Origin of the sequence: Azorhizobium sp. AG788 (genome assembly GCF_943371865.1) — a bacterium.
Lineage (GTDB): Bacteria > Pseudomonadota > Alphaproteobacteria > Rhizobiales > Xanthobacteraceae > Azorhizobium.
Genome location: NZ_CALRWL010000005.1, coordinates 12,833 through 34,507, shown reverse-complemented (window position 1 = coordinate 34,507; position 21,675 = coordinate 12,833). Strand labels below are relative to the sequence as shown.

Below are 21,675 nucleotides of genomic sequence, written 5' to 3'. Positions count from 1 at the left end.
CGTGGCTCAGATTGATCCGACTGCCCGCGTTGCTGATGGTGCGCGGCTTGCTGATGACGTGGAAATCGGCCCCTTCTGCATTGTGGGCCCGGACGTGACGCTGGAGAGCGGGGTACGTCTCCTCTCCCATGTGAATGTCCAGGGCGTGACCACGCTGGGGGCGCGCACCCAGGTCTATCCCTTTGCCTCGCTGGGCACGCCGCCCCAGTCCGTGCACTATAAGGGCGAGCGCACCAGCCTGATGGTGGGCGCGGATTGCGTCATCCGCGAGCACGCCACCATGAACACCGGCACCGCGGGCGGCCGCGGCGTGACGCGGGTCGGCAACGGCTGCATGCTGATGACCGGGGCCCATGTGGGCCATGATTGCTTGGTGGGCGACCATGTGATCTTCGCCAACAATGCCACTTTGGGCGGGCATGTGGAGGTGGGGGACCATGTGTTCCTGGGCGGGCTCAGCGCGGTGCATCAATATTGCCGCATCGGCGCGCAAGTGATGGTGGGCGGGCTGTCCGGCATCCGCGAGGATGTGATCCCATTCGGCTATGCCATTGGCCAGACGGCGAATCTCGTCGGTTTGAACGTGGTCGGCATGAAGCGCCGCGGCTTCAGCAAGAGCGATCTGCACACCGCCCGCGCCGCCTATCGCGACCTGTTCTTCGGCGCCGGCACCTTCAGCGAGCGACTGGCTAACCTCCGGACGCGTATGGAAGAATCCACCTTCATCGCCGCCCTGGTGGCGTTCGTGGATGCGGGCGGGAGCCGGGCTTTGTGCCGGCCGTCCCGGGGCGTGGTCAAGCAGGAGGAGTGAGCGCCGTGCCGGCCGCGCAGTCGCAAGGTGAGGCCGGACCGCGCACCAGCCCGGTGGGCATCGTGGCCGGGGGCGGGGCCTTTCCCGCCGCCGTCGCCGAGGCGGTGCGCGCCCAGGGGCGCGAGGTGGTTCTGCTGCTGATTCAAGGCTTTGCGGATCCGGCCCTGGAGCGCTATCCGCATTATTGGTTCCGCCTCGGCTCCCTGGGCATGGCGACCGCCAAGCTCAAATCCCATGGGGTCGAGGATGTGGTGATGGTGGGCGCGCTCACCCGTCCGCGCCTGCGCGATCTCGGCTTCGACTGGACCATGCTCCGTCTGTTGCCGCGTATCGCTCCACTATTCCGCGGTGGCGACAACCATTTGCTGTCCGGGGTGGTGAAGCTGGCCGCCGGCCAGGGCTTTCACATTCGCGGCGCCCATGAAGTGGCGCCCAGCATGCTTTTGCCGCAGGGCGTGCTCGGCGCGTGCACCCCGAGCGCCAGCGAAATCCGCGACATCGCGCTCGGTTTGTCCGTTGTCGCAACCCTTGGTCCGTACGACGTGGGACAGGGTGTCATAGTGGTGGACGGTTTCGTCGTCGCCGTGGAGGCGGCGGAGGGCACCGACCAGATGCTCGCCCGCTATGGCAGCATGCGCGAGACCGGCCGCCTGCGCTTCCCGAGCGGGACCGGGGTGCTGGTGAAGGCGCCCAAGCCGCAGCAGGATCGCCGCATCGATCTGCCCTCCCTCGGCCCCGCCACCGTGGCCCGCGCCGCCCAGGTGGGGCTGGCGGGCATCGCCTTCGAGGCGGGTGGGGCGATCGTGCCGGATGTGCAGGACCTGATCGAGGCGGCGGATGCCGCCGGCCTGTTCGTCACCGGGGTCGCCCGCCGGGCGCCGGCCCAGGCGGACGCGCGCTGATGGACGCGGGGGCCACCCGGCCGCTGGATGTGTTCATCGTCGCGGGCGAGGAGTCCGGTGATCTGCTGGGGGCGGCGCTGATGGGCGGGCTGACGCAGGCGGCGCCCCACGGCGTGCGCTTCCGCGGCGTCGGCGGCACCCGCATGGCCGGGCAGGGGCTGGACAGCCTGTTTCCCATGGAAGACCTCACCGCCATGGGCTTCGGCGCCGTGGTGGCCAAATTGCCCACCCTGATCCGGCGCCTCGGCCAGACGGTGGAGGCCATCTGCGCCGCCCCGCCCGATGTGCTGGTGCTGGTGGATGCGCCCGATTTCACCCACCGGGTGGCGGCGCGGGTGCGGCGGCGCTGCCCGCACATTCCCATCGTCAAATATGTCTCGCCCACGGTCTGGGCCTGGCGTCCCGGCCGGGCCAAGGCCATGCGGGCTTATACCGACCGGCTGATGGCGCTGCTGCCGTTCGAGCCGGCGGTGCATGAACGACTGGGCGGCCCCCCCACCATCTATGTGGGCCACCCCTTGCTGGAGCGCCTCGCCGACCTGCGCCCCACGCCGCAGGATGCGGTGCGCCGCGAGAGCGCGCCGCCGGTGGTGCTGGTGCTGCCCGGCAGCCGCCGCATGGAGCTGGAGCGGCTGGGGCCGGTGTTCGGCGCCGCCGTGGCGCAGCTGGCCGCCCGTCGCGACGTCGAACTGGTGCTGCCCACCTTGCCGCGGGTGCGCGGGCGGGTGGAGGCGCTGGTGGCGGACTGGGCGGTGAAGCCGCGCATCATTACTGACCCGGGCGAGAAGCACGCCGCCTTCCGCCAGGCCCGCGCGGCGCTGGCCGCCTCCGGCACGGTGACGCTGGAACTGGCCCTGGCCGGCGTGCCGACGGTGGCGGCCTATCGGGTGGCGGAATGGGAGGCCAAGATCGCCCCCCATGTGATCAAGCTGATCACCAGCGTGATCCTGGCCAATCTGGTGCTGGGGGAGAATGTGGTGCCGGAATTTCTCCAGCACGACTGCACCCCGGAAAAGCTCTCCGCCGCTCTGGACCGCATCCTGGATGACGGCCCCGACCGGGAACGCCAGCTCTCTGCCTTTGCGCGGCTGGATGAGATCCTGGGCGCCGACGACGCCCCCGCCTCGCAGCGGGCGGCGGCGGTGGTGCTGGAGGTGGTCGGGCAGGGATCGGGTGGGATGGGGCGGCGCGGGGCCTGAGGGCGGGGCTTGGCTGGCGTTCGGGCGGAGCAGGGCAATGGCGTTTCGAGAGCCACCGGACCCCTGTACGCACCCGGTCACGGTTCCCAGACCGGAGGAGTTCCGATGGCGGCTCGCAACGCCTCGGTGAAGGCGCGCACCTTGGCACTGGGGTGCGGAAGGGCACGCAGGAGGTAAATCCCCGCCGGCGCATCGTTCCAGGTCTCTCCACCCGGTCGCAACCGGACCAGTGTTCCGGCCCTGACGTCCGGCCCGACAACCCAGCTCGACAGGAACGCAAGTCCCAGGCCTGCCTCGGCGGCCGCGCGCATGGCCTCGAAATCGTCGGAACGGAACGTCACCTCCCCATTTCCGGCATGACCGGCCGGGCAGCCGAGCACGTCCCGCCAGCCGAGGAGATCGGCACCGTGCAGCTTGTCGAGCAAACGGTGGAGCGAGAGATCGGCCACACTCTCGGGCGCGCCTGCCCGCGCCAGGTAGCTCGGGCTCGCCACCAGCAGGCGGGTCAAGGGCGCTAGCCGCGTGGCGATCAGCGTGCTGTCGGGCAGGGCACCCATGCGCACGACCACGTCGAGACGTTCGAGCACCGGATCGGCCAGCCGCTCCGTCAGATCCAGCTCGATCTTGAGCGCCGGATGCGCGCTCTGCAGGGCGGCGGCGACCGGTACCACGTAGCGCTTGCCGAAGGTGGGAAAGCAGGCAATCCGCAGCGTGCCAGAGACGGACCCGTCAAAGGCAGAGACCTCCGCGTGGGTGTCGGCAATCTCGTCGAGAAGCCGCACGGCCCGCTCGTGCAGCCGCCGGCCGGCATCCGTGAGCGTGAGGGCACGGGTCGAGCGGATCAGCAAAGCAACGCCCAGCTCCGCCTCAAGCGCGTCGATCTGGCGGACAATCGCCGAAGGCGTCACCGCGCGTCGGCGGGCAGCGCCGGAGAAGCTCCCAGCCCTGACGACATCGACGAAGGTGGACAGGAACACGGCGAAGTGGGGTCTCATCTTTGCGGTCCAGGCAAAGCCGTTTGCACGAGGCTGCGGCTTAACGCCGGCTGACGACAGTCGCATGTTCGCCGTCGTCAACACAGCGGCGGCCTATCACCGCCGGTGAAAATATCGCGGACGTTCCTTCTCGTAAGCAACCACATCAACAGTGGAAACCCCGAAATACGATGGCCCTGGCGCTGTGCATAACGATGCCTAGCGTCATCGCTTGGCTTCTGGGCTCCCGCCCGCGCTGCGAGGGACGCCGTGATTGAAAATCAGCGAAATTGAGAAAGTAAGGCCATGAAAATCCTCACCGATATGATCCTCTCGCAATCCGCCTATACCGCAGAGATCGACGTGCCGCTGCAAAAGGTGGATATCGCCGATTGGCTGTTCACTCTGCCGGAAGCCGAGTATCTGCGCTGCTGCCCGCCCGACCATATCGGCGCCGGCACCACGACCACGGATGACGGCCGCCGCATGTCGATCAATGTCGAGATGATCGGCACCGCGCTCGTCGTCCAGCACTATGTCGCAGAGGAGGCGACGGCGAGCTATTGCCGGATGAACTCGATCTCCGACGTGTTCACCCCGGTGGGGCGCACACAAGTCAACGTGATCTGGGAACTGATGGCCGAGGCCATCGAGGGTGGTCGCACCCGCTACACCAACCGCGTCACCTCGCACCCGACCGACGTTTTCCTGGATTTCATCGCCGCCCATGGCCAGACCTTCGAGCAGGCCGCGGCGGCCCGTCAGGAAGCCGGCGGTGACCACAATCGCCGCGAAACGCCGCTGTTTGCCGCCAGCATCGCGCGCCGGGCACTCGGCAAGGTCGCCGCGAAATGAGGGCGATCGTGTTCGACGATTTCGGCACGGCGGACGTCCTCCGCCTTGCCGAGGCGCCGATGCCGCAACCGCGCCCCGGCGATCTTCTGGTCAAGGTGCATGCGGCCGGCGTCAATCGCGCCGATCTGTTGCAGCGTCAGGGCTATTACGGCCGCCAGAGCTATGGCGAAAGCGATCTTCTTGGTTTGGAAGTGGCCGGCGAGGTGGTCACGGTGGGGCGCGACATCACGGATGTCCGCCCCGGCGACCGGATCATGGCCATCGTCGGTGGTGGGGCCTATGCCGAATATGCCCGTGTCGACCGGGGCATGGCGGTGCCCATTCCCGATGGCCTCGACTATGTCGGGGCAGCGGCGGTGATGGAATCTTTCGTCACGGCCTGGGAAGCGGCCGTGCATCTGGGGGGCACCAGCCAGGGCATGGCGGTGCTGATCCATGCCGCCGCGGGCGGTATTGGCTCCGCGGGGGTGGAGATCGCTCACGCTTTGGGGGCGCAGGTCTTCGCCACCGCCAATGCGGAGCGCCGGGCCGATGTCCTGTCCTTGGGCGCGGTGGCGGCGTTCGACTATCAGTCCGAGGACTTCGAGCGCGGCGTGCGTGAGGCCACCAGCGGCCACGGGGTGGATGTGATCGTCGACTTCATCGGCGGCGACTATCTCGCCCGCAACCTGCGCAGCCTCGCCCCAGGCGGGCGCCTCGTGCAGGTGGGCCTGCTCGGCGGGCACGACAGTGCCGTCATCCCGCTCGCCCTGCTGCTCCACAATCACCTGCGCCTGATCGGCACGGTGATGAAATCACGGACGGCCGAGGAAAAGCGCGCCATGGTGCGCCGTTTTGCGGAAGGCGCACTGCCCATGTTCGCCGATGGACGGCTGAGGCCTGTGGTCGGCCAGGTGTTCCCGCTCTGCGAGGCGGCTGCGGCCCATCGCGCGATGGAGGCGGGCGGCGGGTTCGGGAAGATCGTGCTCGACGCGACGGCGTGAGGACCCTGCCGCCGGGGGGCTCCATTGCCTCCGCCGCTGAGGGGCCGCGCCGTCCGGTTGCCTCGGGCCGATATGACAGCGCCACCCCCTCTCGCCGAAGGTCCGCGGCGTCGTGGCGTCATCAGCGCGACTGCGTGAGCGCCGCGGGCGCAACGGCGCCTCCCCTCGGCGCCCACGCACCGACGCCGAAGCGGCGGCGCCGAACCAGGAGGCCCACCCCCTTTACTCCGGCGGTGCGGAGCCGAGGGGGGCCGACGCCTTTCCGGGGCGGTGCAGCAGGGTCAGGGACAGGAACGCGCCCACCCACGACCCCACCGCCGCGAACACCACATAGGCCCAGTTCTCCGTGTAGCTGATCACGGCGAAGGACGAGAGCATGTACCAGACGCTGGACCAGTTGGCGGCGGACAGCCGCTTGCGCGCCACCACCGCCGAGGTGAAGGCCACATAGCAGGCGTCCGTCGCCGCCGTGGCGATGAACACGCCAAGCGCGATGAGCGGGTCCAGAGCGAGAATGGCGGTGAGCATGTGCTGCATGGGTGGTCCGCGACGAGGGCGGTGGGAAAGGTAACCGCGTCCCCATCATGGCGCAGGTGATCGCCGGGGCAATGGGCCATTTGCCTGAAACGCCGGCCCTCGGGCCGGTCCGTGCGGGGCCGGCGCCCCATGATGGTGCGCCGCACGCACCAAGGGCGGGCGCTGCGATCCGTATCCGGCACCGTCGGGGCGGACGCCCGGCGCCCGTCAGCCTCCCGGCCGCCATGCCGGCCCCCGCCCGCAGGACGTTCGCGCCGGCGCGGAAGATGGTTTAATGCGGGGAACCGCAATCAACCCCCTACCGCCCCATGCATGATTCCGCCGTCTTCGCCTGGGTGCTGTTCGCCGCCCATGCGAGCCTCCAGCTGGTGTTCATCATCCGCGCTTTGCTGCGCCCGCACCGGGAGCCCCCCTCGCGGTTCGCCTGGGTGCTGGTGATCCTGATGGCGCCGGTGGTCGGCATCCTGGCCTATATCCTGTTCGGGGAGGTCAATCTGGGCCGCAAGCCCATCGCGCGGCTGTGCGCGGCGCTCAAAGCCCTGCCGCCCCCGGAAGGCGTGGCCGGCCCGTCCGCCGAGGCCATGGTGCCGGAGCGCTGCGCGCCGCTGTTCCGGGTCGGCTATTCGGTCAACCAGTTCGTGCCCGTCGCCGGCAACCGGGCAACGCTGCTGCCGGACTCCGCGGCGGCCATCGCCGCCATGGTGGCGGACATCGATGCCGCCCGCCACAGCGTGCATGTGCTGTTCTATATCTGGCTGGCGGACGAGAGCGGCCTGAAGGTGATGGCGGCCCTGAAGCGCGCCGCCGCGCGCGGCGTCACCTGCCGGGCCATGGCCGATGATCTCGGCTCGCGGGCGCTGATCCGCTCGGCCCATTGGCGCGACATGGCGCAAAGCGGCGTGCGGCTGGCGGCGGCCCTGCCGGTGGGCAATCCGCTGCTGCGCCTGTTCAAGGGCCGCATCGACATGCGCAATCACCGCAAGATCCTGGTGGTGGACAATGCCATCACCTTTTGCGGCAGCCAGAATTGCGCCGATGCCGCCTTCGCCGTGAAGGCGCGCTTTGCCCCCTGGGTGGACGTCATGACCCGGTTCGAAGGGCCGGTGGTGCGGCAGAACCAATATCTGTTCGCCAGCAACTGGATGGCGCAGACCGACGAGGATCTCGCCCCCCTGTTCGCCGAGCCGCTGCCCGCAACGGGGGAGGGCTTCGTGGCGCAGGTGATCGGCTCCGGTGCGGGCGTGCGGTACTCGGCCATGCCGGAGACCTTCGTGGCGCTGATGAACGCCGCCCGGCGCGAACTGGTGATCACCACGCCTTATTACGTCCCGGACGAGCCGATCCAGGCGGCTTTGTGCGCCAGCGCCCGGCGTGGGGTGGCCACCACCATCGTCTTTCCCCGGCACAATGATTCCTGGATCGTGGCGGCGGCCAGCCGCAGCTATTATCGCGACCTGCTGGAGGCGGGGGTGGAGATCCGCGAATATGTGGGCGGCCTGCTGCACGCCAAGACGCTGACGCTGGACGGCGAGGTGAGCCTGATCGGCTCGGCCAATATCGACCGCCGCAGCTTCGAATTGAATGCGGAGAACAACATCCTCCTGCACGATGAAGCCTTCACCCGGCAGATCCGCGCCCGCCAGCAGGTGTTCCTCGATGCCGCGCCGCCGGTGACGCGGGCGCAGGTGGAAGCCACTAGCCGGCGGCGGCAGCTCTGGAATAATTGCATCGCCATGCTGGGGCCGGTTCTGTAGCGGGGCCGCCGCCATAAAAAAGGGCGCGGCCGAAGCCGCGCCCTGGTGGTGTGTCGCAGAAGCCTCAGCGCCGGAGCGCGTCAGCTCACGTTCGTCAGCTCACTTGCGCTTGGACATGGGCACGTAGTCGCGCCGCGCCGCGCCGGTGTAGAGCTGGCGGGGACGGCCGATGCGCTGGCCGGGATCCTCGATCATTTCCTTCCACTGGCCGATCCAGCCCACGGTGCGGGCGAGCGCGAACAGCACGGTGAACATGGTGGTGGGGAAGCCCATCGCCTTCAGTGTGATGCCGGAATAGAAATCGATGTTCGGATAGAGCTTCTTCTCGATGAAATATTCATCGTGCAGCGCAACCCGCTCCAGCTCGATGGCCACGTCCAGCAACGGATCGTCCTTGATGCCCAGCTCGGCCAGCACTTCATGGCAGGTCTGCTGCATGATCTTGGCGCGCGGATCGTAGTTCTTATAGACCCGGTGGCCGAAGCCCATGAGACGGAACGGATCGTTCTTGTCCTTGGCGCGGGCGACGAATTCCGGGATGCGGTCCACATGGCCGATCTCGGTCAGCATCTTCAGCGCCGCTTCGTTGGCGCCGCCATGGGCGGGGCCCCACAGGCAGGCGATGCCGGCGGCGATACAGGCGAACGGATTGGCGCCCGAGGAGCCGGCCAGACGCACGGTGGAGGTGGAGGCGTTCTGCTCGTGGTCCGCGTGCAGGATGAAGATCTTATCCAGGGCGCGGGCGAGCGTGGGGCTCACCTTGTAGTCTTCGCAGGGCACTGCGAAGCACATGTTGAGGAAGTTGGACGTATAGTCCAGATCGTTCTTGGGATAGATGAAGGGCTGGCCGATGGAGTATTTATAGGCCATCGCCGCCAGGGTCGGCATCTTCGCGATCATGCGGATCGACGCGATCAGGCGCTGCTGCGGATCGGAGATGTCGGTCGAGTCATGATAGAAGGCCGACAGCGCGCCAACCGAGGCCACCATGATCGCCATGGGATGGGCGTCGCGGCGGAAGCCGTTGGTGAAGCGGGTCATCTGGTCGTGAACCATCGTGTGACGGGTCACGGAATAATCGAAGTCCGCCTTCTGGGCCGCGGTGGGCAGCTCGCCATACAGCAGCAGATAGCAGGTCTCGAGGAAATCGCCCTCGGCCGCCTGCTCGATGGGGTAGCCGCGATAGAGCAGCACGCCCTCGTCACCGTCGATATAGGTGATGTCGCTCTCGCACGAGGCGGTGGAGGTGAAGCCCGGATCGAAGGTGAACATCCCGGTCTGGCCGTAGAGCTTCGAGATGTCGATCACGTCGGGGCCGATGCTGCCCTGCTTGATCGGGAAATCCCAGCTCTTGTCGCCCACTGTCAGCTTGGCCGCTGTGGCTGCGGTATTGGTGCTGGCGTCCATGAGGTCTCCCATAATCTCGGGCCGAATGGCGATGCCTTCGCGGATGCGAAGGGATCTCGCGCGCAGTCGTAAACCCTCCCTAAATTTGCCGCAAGCGTGCGGGTGCTGCGACTTCATCCACCCAGGATGTGTTCCGCCCGCACCATATCCTCAGGCGTGTTGATATTGGTGAAGGGGTCGTAAGATACCGCCTCCCAGCTCGCGGTGGCGGCGCCGATCTGCGCCAGGAATTGGCCCACGCGGCGTTCTCCCGCAAGGAGATAGGCCCGCAGCTCAGGGGCAAGGTCCGCCCGCCACAGCGCGGTGGCCGGATGGGTGCGGGTCCCGGAGGCAGCAAACACCGCGCGGCTGCCGGTTTCGCCCTGCCGGGCGAGGAGGCGGCTCACGAGGTCGTGCGGCAGGAACGGGGCGTCCGCCGGGGCGCTCACCAGCCAGGCCTCGCCCGCCAGGGCTTCGAGGCCGGCCAGGATGCCGGCCAGGGGGCCGGGATGATCGGGCAGGGGATCCGGCAGCACCGGCAAAGCGAAGGCGGCGAACCGTGCCGGGTCGCCATTGGCGGACAGCGCCAGCCGGTCCACCTGCGGTGCCAAAGCGGCGATGCCATGGGCCAGCAGTGGCCGGCCGGCGAGGGGCAGCAGCGCCTTGTCCACCCCGCCCATGCGCCGGCCGAGGCCTCCGGCGAGGATCAGGCCGCAGACGGCCGGACGGTCGGGCACGGGGAGGGGAGACGGGGCAGACGAGGCGGAGGGGGGAGTCATGGCGGCAGCATAGCAGAGCCGGAAGCGCGTGGGCGCGGGCGGGCCGCAGGGCAGGGGTCCCGTCGCCGGCGCTTAGGCTCTGCCATGGGCGGCTGCGCGCCGATGCCGCGCGGCGGGCGCTGGGGCGCGAGGCTTTGCCGGGAGGTCGGCCCCGTGCGGGGTCACCGGCGGTGATGGCGCCCCGAGGCGGCGCGCGCACCGGCATATACGGCGCCACAAACGAAAACGCCCGGCTGAAGCCGGGCGTTCGCATCACAGGCGGATGGCGGGAGCGAAGGGCTCCAGCCTCACTTCACCACGGCCGGGGGCGTCGTGGGGGCCCGCAGGCGGCGGGGCACCATGCCCATCCGGGCGCGGGCGGCGCGCCAGGCGGCGAAGTCGTTCAGCTTGGAGCCTTCGCCCAGAGCGATGAGGGCGGCGGCCATGAACGGCAGGCTCTGGATCACCAGCGCCAAAGCGTAAAGGTCGATCTCCCGCACCGCATGCCAGTTCTGCATGTGCAGGGCGATGCCGGCGGTGAACAGCAGGCCGCCGATGATCGCTTCCGGCAGGGCCGGGAACGAGCGGGCGGCGCCCGCCAGCCAGTTGCCGCCCTTGGCGGTGCGGGCAAAGGCCAGGTCCTTGTAGCGGAAGCCGTCATAGACCGCCTTGGCCACCGTGAACTGCACCGCCATGGCCGCGAAGGCCGCGCCCAGCATGCGCAGCGGCGTGGTGGCCACCCGCAGGCGATAGGCGGCGATGAAGTGCAGCACATAGACCAGGAAGGTGGCGATGATCGGCAGCGTCAGCACATGGGCCGGCACGGCGATGCCGAGCGCGAACACGAAGGGCACGAAGGCCAGCGACAGGATCGCCGCCAAGGCGCCGACCGATTCCGCACCGAGCCAGGTCACCCAGCCCAGCAGGAACTGGCGGCGCTGGGCGGTGGTCAGGCGCGAGCCATTGGGCAGGAACCGGCGCCAGTGCTTCTTGACGATCTGGAAGCCGCCGTAGGCCCAGCGATGACGCTGCTTCTTGAACGCCTCGAAGGTGTCCGGCAGCAGGCCCCAGCCGTAGCGGGTGCGGGTGTAATGGGTCTTCCAGCCGTTCTCGGCGATGGAGAGGCCGAGATCGGTGTCCTCGCAGATGGTGTCGGACGACCAGGAGCCGGCCTCCATCATCGCCGCGCGGCGGATCAGGCACATGGTGCCATGGACGACGATGGCGTCGTCCTCGTTGCGCTGAACCATGCCGATGTCGAAGAAGCCGGCATATTCCGCGTTCATGGCTTCATGCAGCGGGCTCACCGCGCCGTCGCGATGGTCCTGCGGCGCCTGGACGATGCCGACGGTCGGGTCGTCGAACACCGGCACCAGATCCTTCAGCCAGTCCGGATGGACGGTGTAGTCGGCATCGATGATGCCGATGATCTCGGCGTCCGGGGCGGTGTGGTCCAAGGCGATGCGCAGGGCGCCGGCCTTGAAGCCCTGCACCTTCTCCGCATTGATGAACTTGATGTGGGCGCCCAGGGTCTCGCAATAGGCCCGCACCGGCTCGACCATGGCGGGATCGGGGGTGTTGTTCACCACGATCACGCATTCGAAGTTCGGGTAGGCGAGGCGGGCGACGCTGTCGATGGTCAGCTTCAGCATCTCCGGCGGCTCACGATAAGCCGGGATATGAATGGAGACCTTGGGGAAGCGGGCAGGCGTGCCGGTGCGCGGACGCTCCACCAGACGGGTGGGGCGCCGGCCGAAGGCCACCGCCGAGAGTTCCTCGGCGCGATAGAGCACCACCAGCACCAGCGGCCCCAGCAGCAGGAAGCTCAGCGTCACGGTGATGTAGTTGCCGCCGGTGACGTAGTGGTTGAGCCAGTAGTTGAACACCAAAGCCACCCAGGCGCCGGCGCCATTGGCGGCGGCGGACAAGGCGAGGCCCTGGGACACGGTCACCGGGGCGCCGCGCAGCATGGGCAGCGAGAACAGCACGCCCAGCAGCAGCGCCAGGATGGCGGTCTGGGTGTAGCCCTTCTCGGTCAGCGGGCCGGTGAGGGAGAACTTGAGATGCCGCTGGGCATCCATCACGCCCCAATACTGGCCAACCGAGCCTTCGAAGCTCTTCCACGGGGCGTCGAACGCCTCGATGATGTTGTACTCGATGCCAAGGGCATCGGCGCGGGAGGCGAAGGTGCGGATGACCTGGGCCTGGGCCAGTTCGCCGGGCACCGAGGCGTCGCGATTATAGCCCGCGCTCGGCCAGCCGAACTCGGCGATCACGATGCGCTTGCCGGGATAGGCGGCGCGCAGGCGGTTGTAGATGTCGATGGAGCGGTCCACCACCTTGTCGGCGGGGACGCCTTCCCAGTAGGGCAGGATATGGGCGGCGATATAGTCCACCGCCGAAACCAGCTCGGGATGGTCCAGCCACACGTTCCAGATCTCGCCGGTGGTCACCGGGGTGCTGGTCTGGCTCTTCACCTTGCGGATCAGCTCGGCCATCTCGCCGGCGGTCTTTTCACCGCGGAAGATGGTCTCGTTGCCGACCACCAGGCCTTCGACATTGGAATTCTTGCGCGACAGATCCACCGCATTGCGCAGTTCGCGCTCGTTGCGGGCTTCGTTCTTGTCGATCCAGGCGCCCACCGTCACCTTGAGGTCACGCTCGGCGGCGATGGCCGGGGTCAGCTGGACGCCGCCGGTGGACGAATAGGTGCGGATGGCCCGGGTGTAGGGGGCCACCGCATCCACGTCGGCGCGGATCTGCTTTTCGTTGGTGGCTTCGCCCGCATCGGGATCGGCGCCGCGTCCGTAGGGCGCGAACGACATGCTGGAGAATCGGTCGGTGACCGCAGGCGCGCTCACCTCCGGCCGCAGGGACATCCACATGGCGGCTTGAAACGCCGCCACAACCGTAATGATCGCTGCCGCAGCAGCCAGACCGGGACGCATGGCCAGAACCCACCGAAAGGGGACATCGAACCTGATAACGCACGCTCCAGACGACGGTTCCGGACCTGAAGCGCGGGGCACCCTTTCGACCTGCCCCCACGGTCGGCACTTCACTTTTACGCGGCAGTGCAATGAGACACTAAACGTCTCATATCAAGAGGTAAATGGAGACTGTGGCGGCGGTTCGACGGAGCCGCGTCGCCGCGATGTCTTATTGTTGCGCAGGTGCAGCAACATAGTCGGGATTCACCCAACATTGCTGCACTCGGCCGCCCAGACGCTCCTGCGTTTTTGGATCGATGTTGCCCTGGCGCACCAGGCAGCGGAAGGCGAGCTTCAAATGCTCGGTCGGGCAGCCGAAGCGCTCGTACAAATCCAGATGGCGCCGTGCAGTGTCGATGTCGTCGCGCCACAACAGTGCGGCAATGCGGCGCCCGGTCCACACGCATTCCGGCAGTCCGGCGGTGCCGGGCAATTTGGAGGCCTCGACAAACTCTTCCACCGAGCGGCGCTGCGCCTCGCGGGCGGCCTGTTGCTCGGGGGTCAGTTGTTCCGCCGGTGCGGGCTTGGCCTCGGCCGCCGGCTTGGCCTCCGGCGCTTGAGTCTGGGCGGCAAGCGGGCCGGTACAGGCGATCAAAAAGGCGCCCAGGAGGAGCGTAAAACGGAAGCGATCCATGACGGCCATTATGTTCGAAGGCTGAAGCTGATGAGGCGGATCCAGGTCCGCGGCCGCACGTTAGAAGAAGGCCAAGCATTTGTCAGCATGACGGCGCGGCGAACCTTGCGTGAGGGATGCATTTCCCCGACCATCTCCCGTCGCCACGCCCGATCGCCCCCACCCGGCACATCCCCCCGCCGCAGGCGCCCTTTCACGGCCATGCCCGCGCCTTGGTGACTTCACACTGTGCGTGCGAAGCTTTAAGTCGCAGGGTCCGGCGCGCAGGGGTTCCCTTGCGTGCGTCTTCGGTCCTCGTCCGTTCCCTCGGGAGTCTCCATGTCCGTGTCCTATCGGTTGCCGCTCGTGCTGGCCCTTGTCGTGTCGGCGGTGGTGGTGGCGCTGTGGGCCTTCGCCGGGCGCCCGGTGGCCATGCCGCCGTCGCCATTGGCAGCGGGCGAGAAACTGCAATGCGTGTCCTACGCGCCGTTCCGCGACGGGCAATCGCCCTTCACCAAGGGCTTGGTGATTCCCGAATCCCAGATCGACGAGGATTTCGCCCAGCTGGCCAAGATCACCGATTGCGTGCGCACCTATTCGGTGGAGATGGGCCTCGACAAGGTGGCGCCCATCGCCCGCAAGCACGGGTTAACCGTGTTGCAAGGAATCTGGCTCGGGGGCGATGCGGCCAAGAACAAGATCGAGATCGACAACGGGGTGCGCGTCGCCCAGCAGAACCCGGATGTGGTCAAGGCCGTGGTGGTGGGCAATGAGGTGATGCTGCGCGGCGAACTCTCCGCCACCGACATTTCCGCCATCCTGAAAGATGTGAAATCCCGCGTCGGGCCGGTGCAGGTCACCTATGCGGACGTGTGGGAATTCTGGTCGCGGGCCAAGGCGCTGGCCAATGACGTGGACTTCCTCACCATCCATATCCTGCCCTATTGGGAGGACATGCCCATCGCCGCCAAGCTCGCCGGCGGCCATGTGGACCAGATCCGCCAGCACATGGCGGAGGAATTTCCCGGCAAGAAGATCCTGATCGGCGAAACCGGCTGGCCCAGCGCCGGCCGCATGCGCGAGGGCGCGCTGCCGTCCCCGTCCGAGCAGGCGCTGGTGATGCATGACCTGATGCGTCTGGCCAAGGAAAAGGGCTACCGGGTCAATGTCATCGAGGCCTTCGACCAGCCCTGGAAGCGGGCCAATGAAGGCACGGTCGGCGGCCATTGGGGCCTGATCGATGCCGGCAACCGCATGCCGAAATTCGCCTGGGGGCAGGGGGTGACCAACCATCCCCACTGGGCCGCCCATGCGGTGGTGGGCGTGGTGACGGTGCTGGCGGTGTTCGGCGCGGCGCTGGCCGGCGCCCGTCGCCGGGCCGAGCCGGTGCCGAACCGGGACTGGATCGGCGTGGCGGTGGTGGCTCTGGCCGGCGGCGCCACTTTGGGGGCGGCTTTCTCGGCGCTGCCGCTGGAGAGCCTCGGGCTGCTGGGCTGGGCGCGCAACGGCTTCTTCGTGATGGTGGCGATCGCCGTGCTGGTGATCATTCCCGCCGCCATCGGCGCCGGCCTGCGGCTGCCGGCCATTGCGGTGGCCCTGAATGGCGCGCGGCGCCGGGCGGCGGGGCCGCTCAGCGCGGCGACCGCCGCCGTGCTGGCTTTGGCCCTGCTGGCCATCGGCGAAGTGGCGCTCGAACTGGTGTTCGACCCGCGCTACAAGGACTTCCCGTTCTTCCCGCTCACCCCCGTCGCGGTGGCGGTGGCGGTGCTGGCGCTGCTGCGCCGGCCGGACGGGGCGGGCGTGAGCCTCGCGGAGACGTTCGGCGTCTTCGGCCTGCTGCTGGCGGGACTCTATATCCCGCTCAACGAGACGCTGCAGAACTGGCAGGCGTTGTGGTTCGGGGTGATCTGCCTGGTCCTGGCCGTCGCGCTGTGGCGGGTGCGGGGGGGCTTCGGACGGCCACACTGTTCCTGACGCCTGATGCATATCCAATCAGCCGCAGGTGCACATCGGGGCCGCGCGTCGCAGCGGTCAGCCCGTTGCTCGGGACTTCGGCCGGTATTTGAAAACTCGGCGTTTCTGTTAGATGGACGCTGCCTCTGCCCGAACGGCATATCCGCGACGAATTTTGGTCGCGGATAAGAAGGTCTGATTATTCCAGGCAGGATGATTATGAAATTCGTTGCGTTCATGCTGGCACTGGTGCTCGTCGCTCCTGCTGCTCAAGCACAGTCGGTTGCCAGCCCCTCAAAACCCGCGCGATCCACGGCGGCACCGGCCCCGCCGCAAAATGCCGAGCAGTGGGTCGCCACGACCACTGCGGCCTTTCAGAAGCAAAGCCGCGGAGCGTATCCGTCAGGGGTTGCTCCCGGCGACTATATCACCGTGGTGGCGATGATTGTGCGCCGCGATGGGGTTGTGACGACGTATCACCTGAGCCAAAGCTCCGGGAATCCGCTCATCGATCAAGCCGCTCTGATGATGGTGTCGCGTGCCGGGCGCCTTCAGCCTTTGCCCCCGGACATTCGTGACCAGCAAAGGGTGAGGCTGCCGATTGCCTTTCATATTCCTGTGCCGAAGCCGCCGGCCAAGAAGAAGCCGGACCCGGCCTGACCTCGCCTAGGCCGTCGCAGGTCCGGGCCGCGCGAAGGACAGGATGACCAGCATCATCGCCACGGCGCCGGCCACGTTATTATAAAGCACGAGGCCGATGCTGGCGAAGGCCAGCGCCACGCCCAAAGTCACCACGTGCGGCCGCCAGAACTGGAGCGCGGCCGCGGCAAGGGCGATGGCGCCGAACACGCTCCAGCCGAACAGGCCGATGACCACGGCGCGGGCCTGGCACTGGAAGGTCTTCAGGCCCGCCTCGCAGGCCAGCCCCACGGTGGAGGGCTCGATCACCATATAGCGCATGTACATGGCCCAGCCCGTGGCCACGAAGGTGGCGGTGATCAGCCAGTTCATGGCGCTGGGGCTGGGGCGGAAGCTGCGATCGGCCCGGCGGGGATGGGCGAGTCGGGGATCTGTCATGGCGGACTGCGGATGCTCTGCTGCGCGAGGTCGATGGGACAATCTGCACCGACCACATGGCATCGCCAAGGCGCTCTGACAACGCCCGCCGTGCACAGGCCGATGGGAGGGAGGATTTTCGCTTTGTGCATTGCACAATGTTCTGATTGGGATACCATCGTTCCATTGTGGTGCAACCTAATTGATTGATTGATTTGAGATTAAACCATGGGTTTGCCTGTGCGTGTCCCGTGTCTGGTTCTCGCCGGATTGCTTTTGGCAACCGTCGCTCAAGCCCAAACCACCGTCAGCAGTCCGGCCGCGGGCGGGCCCGCGCGGCCCGAAACCCAGTCCGAGTGGATGCAGGCCGCCTGGACCCGCATGGCGCGGCTGAAAAGCGTGCCGCCGGACATCGCCAACGCCTCGGGCACCTTCGAGGTGGAACTGTCCCTCATCGTGCGGCGCGACGGAACCGTGGTGTCCTCGCGGGTCAGGAAAACCAGCGGCCAGCCGGCGCTGGATGACCATGCGGTGCGCCTGGTGATGCTGGCCTCGCCTTTGCCGCCGACGCCTCCGGACATGGACAATGTCCTGACCATGACCTTTCCCGTGGTCTATGACTTCGGCCCCGAGGTGTGGCAGCGCAAGCGCGACAGCCGGCGGCAGAACTTCGCCTCCCAGCGCTGACGCGGCGACTTCCCTTCGTCCGAGGCTTTCCTCCGGTCGCCGGGCGCTCTATGGAGGCGCGTGACGTCGGAAAAGGATAGGGCCATGACTGAACGCAGCCTGCTGGTGGTGGTTCTGGCGGCGGGCGAGGGCACGCGCATGGCCTCCCGCCTGCCCAAGGTTCTGCACCAGATCGCCAATCGCAGCATGCTGCACCACGTGCTGGAGACCACCCGACAGGCCGGCGCCACCCGAGTCGCCGTGGTGGTGGGCCCCGGTCGCGACGACGTGGCCGCCGAAGCCCTGCGGGTGCGCCCCGATGCGCAGGTGTTCGTGCAGGAAGAGCGCCTGGGCACCGCCCATGCGGTGCTCGCCGCCCGGGCCGCCCTGGAGGCGCCGGTGGACGACGTGCTGGTGCTCTATGCGGACACCCCCTTGCTGCGCCCGGAGACTTTGGCCCAGTTGCGGGCGCCGCTGGCGGACGGCGCCGGCGTGGCGGTGCTGGGCTTCCGCCCCGCCGATCCCACCGGCTATGGCCGCCTGCTGACCGAGGGCGCCGAACTGGTCGCCATCCGCGAGGAGAAGGACGCCACCGCCGAGGAGCGGGCGATCACCTTCTCCAATGCCGGGGTGATGGCCCTGCGCGGCGACAAGGCGCTCTCGCTGCTCTCCGCCATCGGCAATGCCAATGCCAAGGGCGAATATTATCTCACCGACGCGGTGGAGGTGGCCCGCGCCGCCGGTCTTCGCGCCGTGGCCGCGGAGGCGGACGAGGACGAGGTGGCCGGCGTCAACAGCCGGCTGCAACTGGCCGAGGCCGAATCCATCCTGCAAAAGCGCCTGCGCCGGGCCGCCATGGCCGGAGGCGCGACGCTGATCGCCCCCAAGACCGTGTTCTTCTCCGCCGATACCAAGCTCGGCCGCGACGTCATCGTCGAGCCCAACGTGGTGTTCGGCCCCGGCGTCACCGTGGCGGACGACGTGGTGATCCACGCCTTCTGCCATCTGGAGGGGGCGCATCTGGAATCCGGCGTCTCCATCGGCCCCTATGCCCGGCTGCGGCCGGGCACGCGGCTGGGAGCGGGGGTGCGCATCGGCAATTTCGTGGAGACCAAGGCGGCGCAGCTCGATGCCGGGGCCAAGGTTAACCATCTGTCTTACGTGGGCGATGCCCATGTGGGCGCGGGGGCCAATATCGGCGCCGGCACCATCACCTGCAATTATGATGGCTTTGCCAAGCACCGCACCGAGATCGGCGCCGGGGCCTTCATCGGCACCAATTCCTCGCTGGTGGCGCCGGTCACCATCGGCGCGGGCGCCTATATCGGCTCCGGCTCGGTGATCACCGACGACGTGCCGGCGGATGCGCTGGCGCTGGGGCGGGGCCGGCAGATGGTCAAGGCCGGCTGGGCCGCCGCATTGCGGCTGGCGCGCGGCGTCGCCAAGGGCTGAGTCCCGGCGCCGCCCCGGCGCCTGAGACAAAGCGAAAACGGAATTGATCCCCATATACGCCACAGACCGGCTAGAGCTTGGGGATGCTTCCCGGCCTCGGGCGCAACTTCTGCGGAGCGGTATCTTCTATGTGCGGCATCATCGGAATTCTCGGAACCGGCCCGGTCGCCGAGGACGTCATCGACGCCCTGAAGCGGCTTGAGTATCGCGGCTACGATTCCGCCGGCATCGCCACGCTGGAGGACGGCCACATCGCCATCTGCCGCGCCGAGGGCAAGCTGCGCAATCTGGACCAGAAGCTGCACCGCCATCCGCTCCAGGGCCACACCGCCATCGGCCACACCCGCTGGGCCACCCACGGCAAGCCCACCGAGCGCAACGCCCATCCCCATTCGGGCAAGAAGGTGGCGGTGGTGCACAATGGCATCATCGAGAATTTCCGCGCCCTGAAGGACGAACTGATCGCCGGCGGCGCCCATTTCCTCAGCGACACCGACACCGAAGTGGTGGCCCTGCTGGTGGACCGCGAACTGCGCGCCGGCCGCAGCCCCACGGAGGCGGTGGGCCTGGTGCTGCCGCGCCTGATCGGCGCGTTCGCGCTCGCCTTCCTGTTCGAGGGCGAGAACAACCTGCTGATCGCCGCCCGCAAGGGCTCGCCGCTGGCCATCGGCTATGGCAAGGGCCAGATGTATCTGGGCTCGGACGCCATCGCGCTCGGCCTGTTCACCGACGAGATCGTCTATCTGGAAGAGGGCGACTGGGCGATCCTCACCCGCGAGGGGGTGGAAATCCGCGATGTCACCGGCAAGGTGGTGGCCCGCCCCATGTTGAAGGTGCCCGCCAGCGCCATCATGGTGGACAAGGGCAACCATCGCCATTTCATGGCCAAGGAAATCTACGAGCAGCCCGAGGCCATCGCCCACACCTTCGGCCATTATCTGGATTTGAGCGAAGAGACCGTGGCCCTGCCGGAGTTGCCGTTCGATCTCAAGGACGTCACCAATATCTCGATCACCGCCTGCGGCACCGCGCTCTATGCGGGGGCGGTGGCGGAATATTGGTTCGAGCGCTTCGCGCGGGTGCCGGTGAGCATCGATATCGCCTCCGAGTTCCGCTATCGCGAGACCCCCTTGCTGCCGGGCGGGGTGACCATCGTCATCTCCCAGTCCGGCGAGACCGCCGATACGCTGGCCTCGCTGCGCTATGCCAAGGAGCAGGGGCAGAAGGTGATCGCCGTGGTCAACGTGCCCACCTCCACCATTGCGCGGGAGGCGGACGTGGTGCTGCCGATCCTCGCCGGGGTGGAGATCGGGGTGGCCTCCACCAAGGCCTTCACCTGCCAATTGGCCACCTTGCTGTGCCTGGCGGTGGCCACCGGCCGCGCCCATGGCCATCTCTCCACCGAGGATGAGCACAAATTGGTGCGGGCCATGATCGAAGTGCCGCGGCTGATGACCGAGGCGCTGAAGCTCTCGCCCGAGATCGAGCTTCTGGCCCGCTCGCTGGCCAAGGCCCAGGACGTGCTCTATCTCGGGCGCGGCACCAATTATCCCTTGGCTTTGGAAGGGGCGTTGAAGCTCAAGGAAATCTCCTACATCCACGCCGAGGGCTATGCGGGCGGCGAGCTGAAGCACGGCCCCATCGCCTTGATCGACGAGAAGATGCCGGTGGTGGTGATCGCCCCCCATGACCGGGTGTTCGACAAGACCGTGTCGAACATGGAGGAAGTGGCGGCGCGCGGCGGGCGGATCATCCTGATCACCGACCCCAAGGGAGCGGACCTCGCCCATGTGACGGCGCTGCAGAAGCTGATCCTGCCGGAGATGCCGGCCACGGTCGCCCCCATGGTCTATTCCATCCCGGTGCAACTGATCGCCTATCACACGGCGGTCATCATGGGCACCGACGTGGACCAGCCGCGCAACCTCGCCAAGTCGGTGACGGTGGAGTGAGCACCGGCCACCCGCGCACCTGCAATGAGGGGACGTAGGCCCATGGTGGAGAATGATCGACCGACCACGACGGTCCCCGTTCACAGCGCGGACGTGTCCTTGATGATCAACAAGGATGCCGGCTTCAGGGCCAGGGCCGAGATCACCAGCGGCGGTCTGCTGTGTGTGGCCGGCCTCGTGTCCGCGATCCTGCTGTCCACCGCTGTGCTGGTCCATGTGGCGGTGCGCGCCTCCCGGCGCTGAGATTCAGGCCGACGCTTATCCGCCCCCTGCGCCGGAGGGCGGAGCGGCCCGCGCCGCGCTGGCCGCTTGCAGGATGTCGGCCTGCTGCGCGGCGGTAAGCACGCGCCGCGGCACGATGCGGAACAGCGCGTCGCTCTCGCAGAACAGGATGGTGCGTTTGTCGTGCAACACCTTGCGCAGGTCGGTCCAGGCGAGGGAGGCCCGGCCCTGATCGGACACCGTTTCAAAGTGGTCGGCGGTCCAGGACAGGGTGAAGGGCAGTTGCAACGATTTCTGCTGGGCAAAGATGCGCCGGGCGCCGGTCGCGTTGCGATAATAGAGACTGGCCACCAGGGCGCATGGCCCGGCAATGCCGGCGATGATGGCCAGCGGCCAGACGACGGTGCCGTCTATGGCCAGGAGCGCGACGGCGCTGGCGGTCATCGTGATCAGCCCGAGGAAGAACAGCCGCAGAAAGCCGATGGGGGAGACGATCGCCTTGGTCTGAATCAGCCAATAAGCGTGCTTCAGGTCATCGGGCGTCAGGGTGATCGCCACCGTGTGGGGCGCATCGGGGCTTTCGTCCGGCATGAACACTCCTGCCACAGACCG

At 67.7% G+C, this 21,675-nt stretch carries 20 protein-coding genes; 12 read left to right on the top strand and 8 right to left on the bottom strand.

Going from position 1 to position 21,675, the window contains the following annotated elements; translation table 11 throughout:
• Position 1: 1 nt before the first annotated feature.
• The 3 genes from lpxA to lpxB are packed head-to-tail and all read left to right on the top strand — an operon-like array spanning position 2 to position 2,912.
• Positions 2-811, top strand: coding sequence for an acyl-ACP--UDP-N-acetylglucosamine O-acyltransferase (gene lpxA, locus AAG816_RS04865; RefSeq protein WP_341988410.1), 810 nt, complete (start codon positions 2-4; stop codon positions 809-811).
• Positions 808-1,713 (top strand): UDP-2,3-diacylglucosamine diphosphatase LpxI, encoded by a 906-nt coding sequence (lpxI, locus tag AAG816_RS04860; RefSeq protein WP_341988409.1) that lies wholly within the window; start codon positions 808-810, stop codon positions 1,711-1,713. Before lpxA ends, lpxI begins: the two co-directional genes overlap by 4 nt.
• Positions 1,713-2,912 carry a lipid-A-disaccharide synthase gene (gene lpxB / locus AAG816_RS04855; RefSeq protein WP_341988408.1) on the top strand — a complete coding sequence of 400 codons (1,200 nt, stop codon included), beginning with the start codon at positions 1,713-1,715 and terminating at the stop codon, positions 2,910-2,912. Before lpxI ends, lpxB begins: the two co-directional genes overlap by 1 nt.
• Positions 2,913-2,989: 77 nt before the next feature.
• On the opposite strand, the gene AAG816_RS04850 is transcribed toward lpxB, so the two are convergent.
• Positions 2,990-3,889 (bottom strand): LysR family transcriptional regulator, encoded by a 900-nt coding sequence (locus AAG816_RS04850; RefSeq protein ID WP_341988407.1) that lies wholly within the window; start codon positions 3,887-3,889, stop codon positions 2,990-2,992.
• Between the two features lie 303 nt (positions 3,890-4,192).
• Between AAG816_RS04850 and AAG816_RS04845 the strand changes: the two genes are divergently transcribed.
• Both AAG816_RS04845 and AAG816_RS04840 read left to right on the top strand, forming a co-directional pair.
• On the top strand, positions 4,193-4,741 hold the full coding sequence (locus AAG816_RS04845; protein ID WP_341988406.1) for a hypothetical protein: 549 nt from the start codon (positions 4,193-4,195) through the stop codon (positions 4,739-4,741).
• A gap of 8 nt (positions 4,742-4,749) precedes the next feature.
• Positions 4,750-5,724, top strand: a complete 975-nt coding sequence (locus AAG816_RS04840; protein WP_341988404.1) for an NAD(P)H-quinone oxidoreductase — start codon at positions 4,750-4,752, stop codon at positions 5,722-5,724.
• A 222-nt stretch (positions 5,725-5,946) separates the two neighbouring features.
• On the opposite strand, the gene AAG816_RS04835 is transcribed toward AAG816_RS04840, so the two are convergent.
• The gene (locus tag AAG816_RS04835) at positions 5,947-6,240 is read right to left on the bottom strand and encodes a hypothetical protein (protein WP_341988537.1); all 294 of its coding nucleotides are present in this window, start codon (positions 6,238-6,240) and stop codon (positions 5,947-5,949) included.
• 329 nt (positions 6,241-6,569) lie between these two features.
• On the opposite strand from AAG816_RS04835, the gene cls reads away from it, so the two are divergent.
• A complete protein-coding gene (gene cls / locus AAG816_RS04830) occupies positions 6,570-8,015 on the top strand; it encodes a cardiolipin synthase (RefSeq protein WP_341988403.1) in 1,446 nt (481 codons plus the stop codon).
• 99 nt (positions 8,016-8,114) lie between these two features.
• Here the strand turns inward: cls and gltA are convergent, their stop codons facing one another.
• The 4 genes from gltA to AAG816_RS04810 all read right to left on the bottom strand — a co-directional run bounded on the left by gltA (position 8,115) and on the right by AAG816_RS04810 (position 13,792).
• Positions 8,115-9,422 (bottom strand): citrate synthase, encoded by a 1,308-nt coding sequence (gene gltA / locus AAG816_RS04825; protein ID WP_341988401.1) that lies wholly within the window; start codon positions 9,420-9,422, stop codon positions 8,115-8,117.
• Between the two features lie 113 nt (positions 9,423-9,535).
• On the bottom strand, positions 9,536-10,180 hold the full coding sequence (gene mobA / locus AAG816_RS04820; protein ID WP_341988400.1) for a molybdenum cofactor guanylyltransferase MobA: 645 nt from the start codon (positions 10,178-10,180) through the stop codon (positions 9,536-9,538).
• Between the two features lie 287 nt (positions 10,181-10,467).
• Positions 10,468-13,107 (bottom strand): glycosyltransferase, encoded by a 2,640-nt coding sequence (locus tag AAG816_RS04815; RefSeq protein WP_341988399.1) that lies wholly within the window; start codon positions 13,105-13,107, stop codon positions 10,468-10,470.
• Positions 13,108-13,318: 211 nt separating this feature from the next.
• Positions 13,319-13,792, bottom strand: a complete 474-nt coding sequence (locus tag AAG816_RS04810; RefSeq protein ID WP_341988398.1) for a hypothetical protein — start codon at positions 13,790-13,792, stop codon at positions 13,319-13,321.
• A gap of 309 nt (positions 13,793-14,101) precedes the next feature.
• Here AAG816_RS04810 and AAG816_RS04805 point away from each other — a divergent pair, with 309 nt between their 5' ends.
• Positions 14,102-15,736 carry a beta-1,6-glucan synthase gene (locus AAG816_RS04805; protein WP_341988396.1) on the top strand — a complete coding sequence of 545 codons (1,635 nt, stop codon included), beginning with the start codon at positions 14,102-14,104 and terminating at the stop codon, positions 15,734-15,736.
• Between the two features lie 198 nt (positions 15,737-15,934).
• A complete protein-coding gene (locus AAG816_RS04800; protein WP_341988395.1) occupies positions 15,935-16,375 on the top strand; it encodes a TonB family protein in 441 nt (146 codons plus the stop codon).
• Between the two features lie 6 nt (positions 16,376-16,381).
• On the opposite strand, the gene AAG816_RS04795 is transcribed toward AAG816_RS04800, so the two are convergent.
• On the bottom strand, positions 16,382-16,792 hold the full coding sequence (locus AAG816_RS04795; RefSeq protein WP_341988394.1) for a hypothetical protein: 411 nt from the start codon (positions 16,790-16,792) through the stop codon (positions 16,382-16,384).
• A 360-nt stretch (positions 16,793-17,152) separates the two neighbouring features.
• Here AAG816_RS04795 and AAG816_RS04790 point away from each other — a divergent pair, with 360 nt between their 5' ends.
• The 4 genes from AAG816_RS04790 to AAG816_RS04775 all read left to right on the top strand — a co-directional run bounded on the left by AAG816_RS04790 (position 17,153) and on the right by AAG816_RS04775 (position 21,084).
• The gene (locus tag AAG816_RS04790) at positions 17,153-17,458 is read left to right on the top strand and encodes a TonB family protein (RefSeq protein ID WP_341988392.1); all 306 of its coding nucleotides are present in this window, start codon (positions 17,153-17,155) and stop codon (positions 17,456-17,458) included.
• An 84-nt stretch (positions 17,459-17,542) separates the two neighbouring features.
• Complete coding sequence (glmU, locus tag AAG816_RS04785) at positions 17,543-18,889, top strand: bifunctional UDP-N-acetylglucosamine diphosphorylase/glucosamine-1-phosphate N-acetyltransferase GlmU (protein WP_341988391.1); 1,347 nt, start codon at positions 17,543-17,545, stop codon at positions 18,887-18,889.
• 128 nt (positions 18,890-19,017) lie between these two features.
• Positions 19,018-20,841, top strand: coding sequence for a glutamine--fructose-6-phosphate transaminase (isomerizing) (gene glmS / locus AAG816_RS04780; protein WP_341988390.1), 1,824 nt, complete (start codon positions 19,018-19,020; stop codon positions 20,839-20,841).
• 42 nt (positions 20,842-20,883) lie between these two features.
• Positions 20,884-21,084 (top strand): hypothetical protein, encoded by a 201-nt coding sequence (locus AAG816_RS04775; RefSeq protein WP_341988388.1) that lies wholly within the window; start codon positions 20,884-20,886, stop codon positions 21,082-21,084.
• A gap of 15 nt (positions 21,085-21,099) precedes the next feature.
• On the opposite strand, the gene AAG816_RS04770 is transcribed toward AAG816_RS04775, so the two are convergent.
• Positions 21,100-21,654, bottom strand: a complete 555-nt coding sequence (locus AAG816_RS04770; RefSeq protein WP_341988387.1) for a YcxB family protein — start codon at positions 21,652-21,654, stop codon at positions 21,100-21,102.
• Positions 21,655-21,675: the final 21 nt, after the last annotated feature.

Bases quoted from the DNA above. Each gene is read 5' to 3' on its own strand.
- lpxB (WP_341988408.1), top strand. From the start codon at position 1,713: ATGGACGCGGGGGCCACCCGGCCGCTGGATGTGTTCATCGTCGCGGGC.
- AAG816_RS04845 (WP_341988406.1), top strand. From the start codon at position 4,193: ATGAAAATCCTCACCGATATGATCCTCTCGCAATCCGCCTATACCGCA.
- cls (WP_341988403.1), top strand. From the start codon at position 6,570: ATGCATGATTCCGCCGTCTTCGCCTGGGTGCTGTTCGCCGCCCATGCG.
- gltA (WP_341988401.1), bottom strand. From the start codon at position 9,422: ATGGACGCCAGCACCAATACCGCAGCCACAGCGGCCAAGCTGACAGTG.
- mobA (WP_341988400.1), bottom strand. From the start codon at position 10,180: ATGACTCCCCCCTCCGCCTCGTCTGCCCCGTCTCCCCTCCCCGTGCCC.
- AAG816_RS04815 (WP_341988399.1), bottom strand. From the start codon at position 13,107: ATGCGTCCCGGTCTGGCTGCTGCGGCAGCGATCATTACGGTTGTGGCG.
- AAG816_RS04810 (WP_341988398.1), bottom strand. From the start codon at position 13,792: ATGGCCGTCATGGATCGCTTCCGTTTTACGCTCCTCCTGGGCGCCTTT.
- AAG816_RS04805 (WP_341988396.1), top strand. From the start codon at position 14,102: ATGTCCGTGTCCTATCGGTTGCCGCTCGTGCTGGCCCTTGTCGTGTCG.
- AAG816_RS04800 (WP_341988395.1), top strand. From the start codon at position 15,935: ATGAAATTCGTTGCGTTCATGCTGGCACTGGTGCTCGTCGCTCCTGCT.
- AAG816_RS04795 (WP_341988394.1), bottom strand. From the start codon at position 16,792: ATGACAGATCCCCGACTCGCCCATCCCCGCCGGGCCGATCGCAGCTTC.
- AAG816_RS04790 (WP_341988392.1), top strand. From the start codon at position 17,153: ATGGCGCGGCTGAAAAGCGTGCCGCCGGACATCGCCAACGCCTCGGGC.
- glmU (WP_341988391.1), top strand. From the start codon at position 17,543: ATGACTGAACGCAGCCTGCTGGTGGTGGTTCTGGCGGCGGGCGAGGGC.
- glmS (WP_341988390.1), top strand. From the start codon at position 19,018: ATGTGCGGCATCATCGGAATTCTCGGAACCGGCCCGGTCGCCGAGGAC.
- AAG816_RS04775 (WP_341988388.1), top strand. From the start codon at position 20,884: ATGGTGGAGAATGATCGACCGACCACGACGGTCCCCGTTCACAGCGCG.
- AAG816_RS04770 (WP_341988387.1), bottom strand. From the start codon at position 21,654: ATGCCGGACGAAAGCCCCGATGCGCCCCACACGGTGGCGATCACCCTG.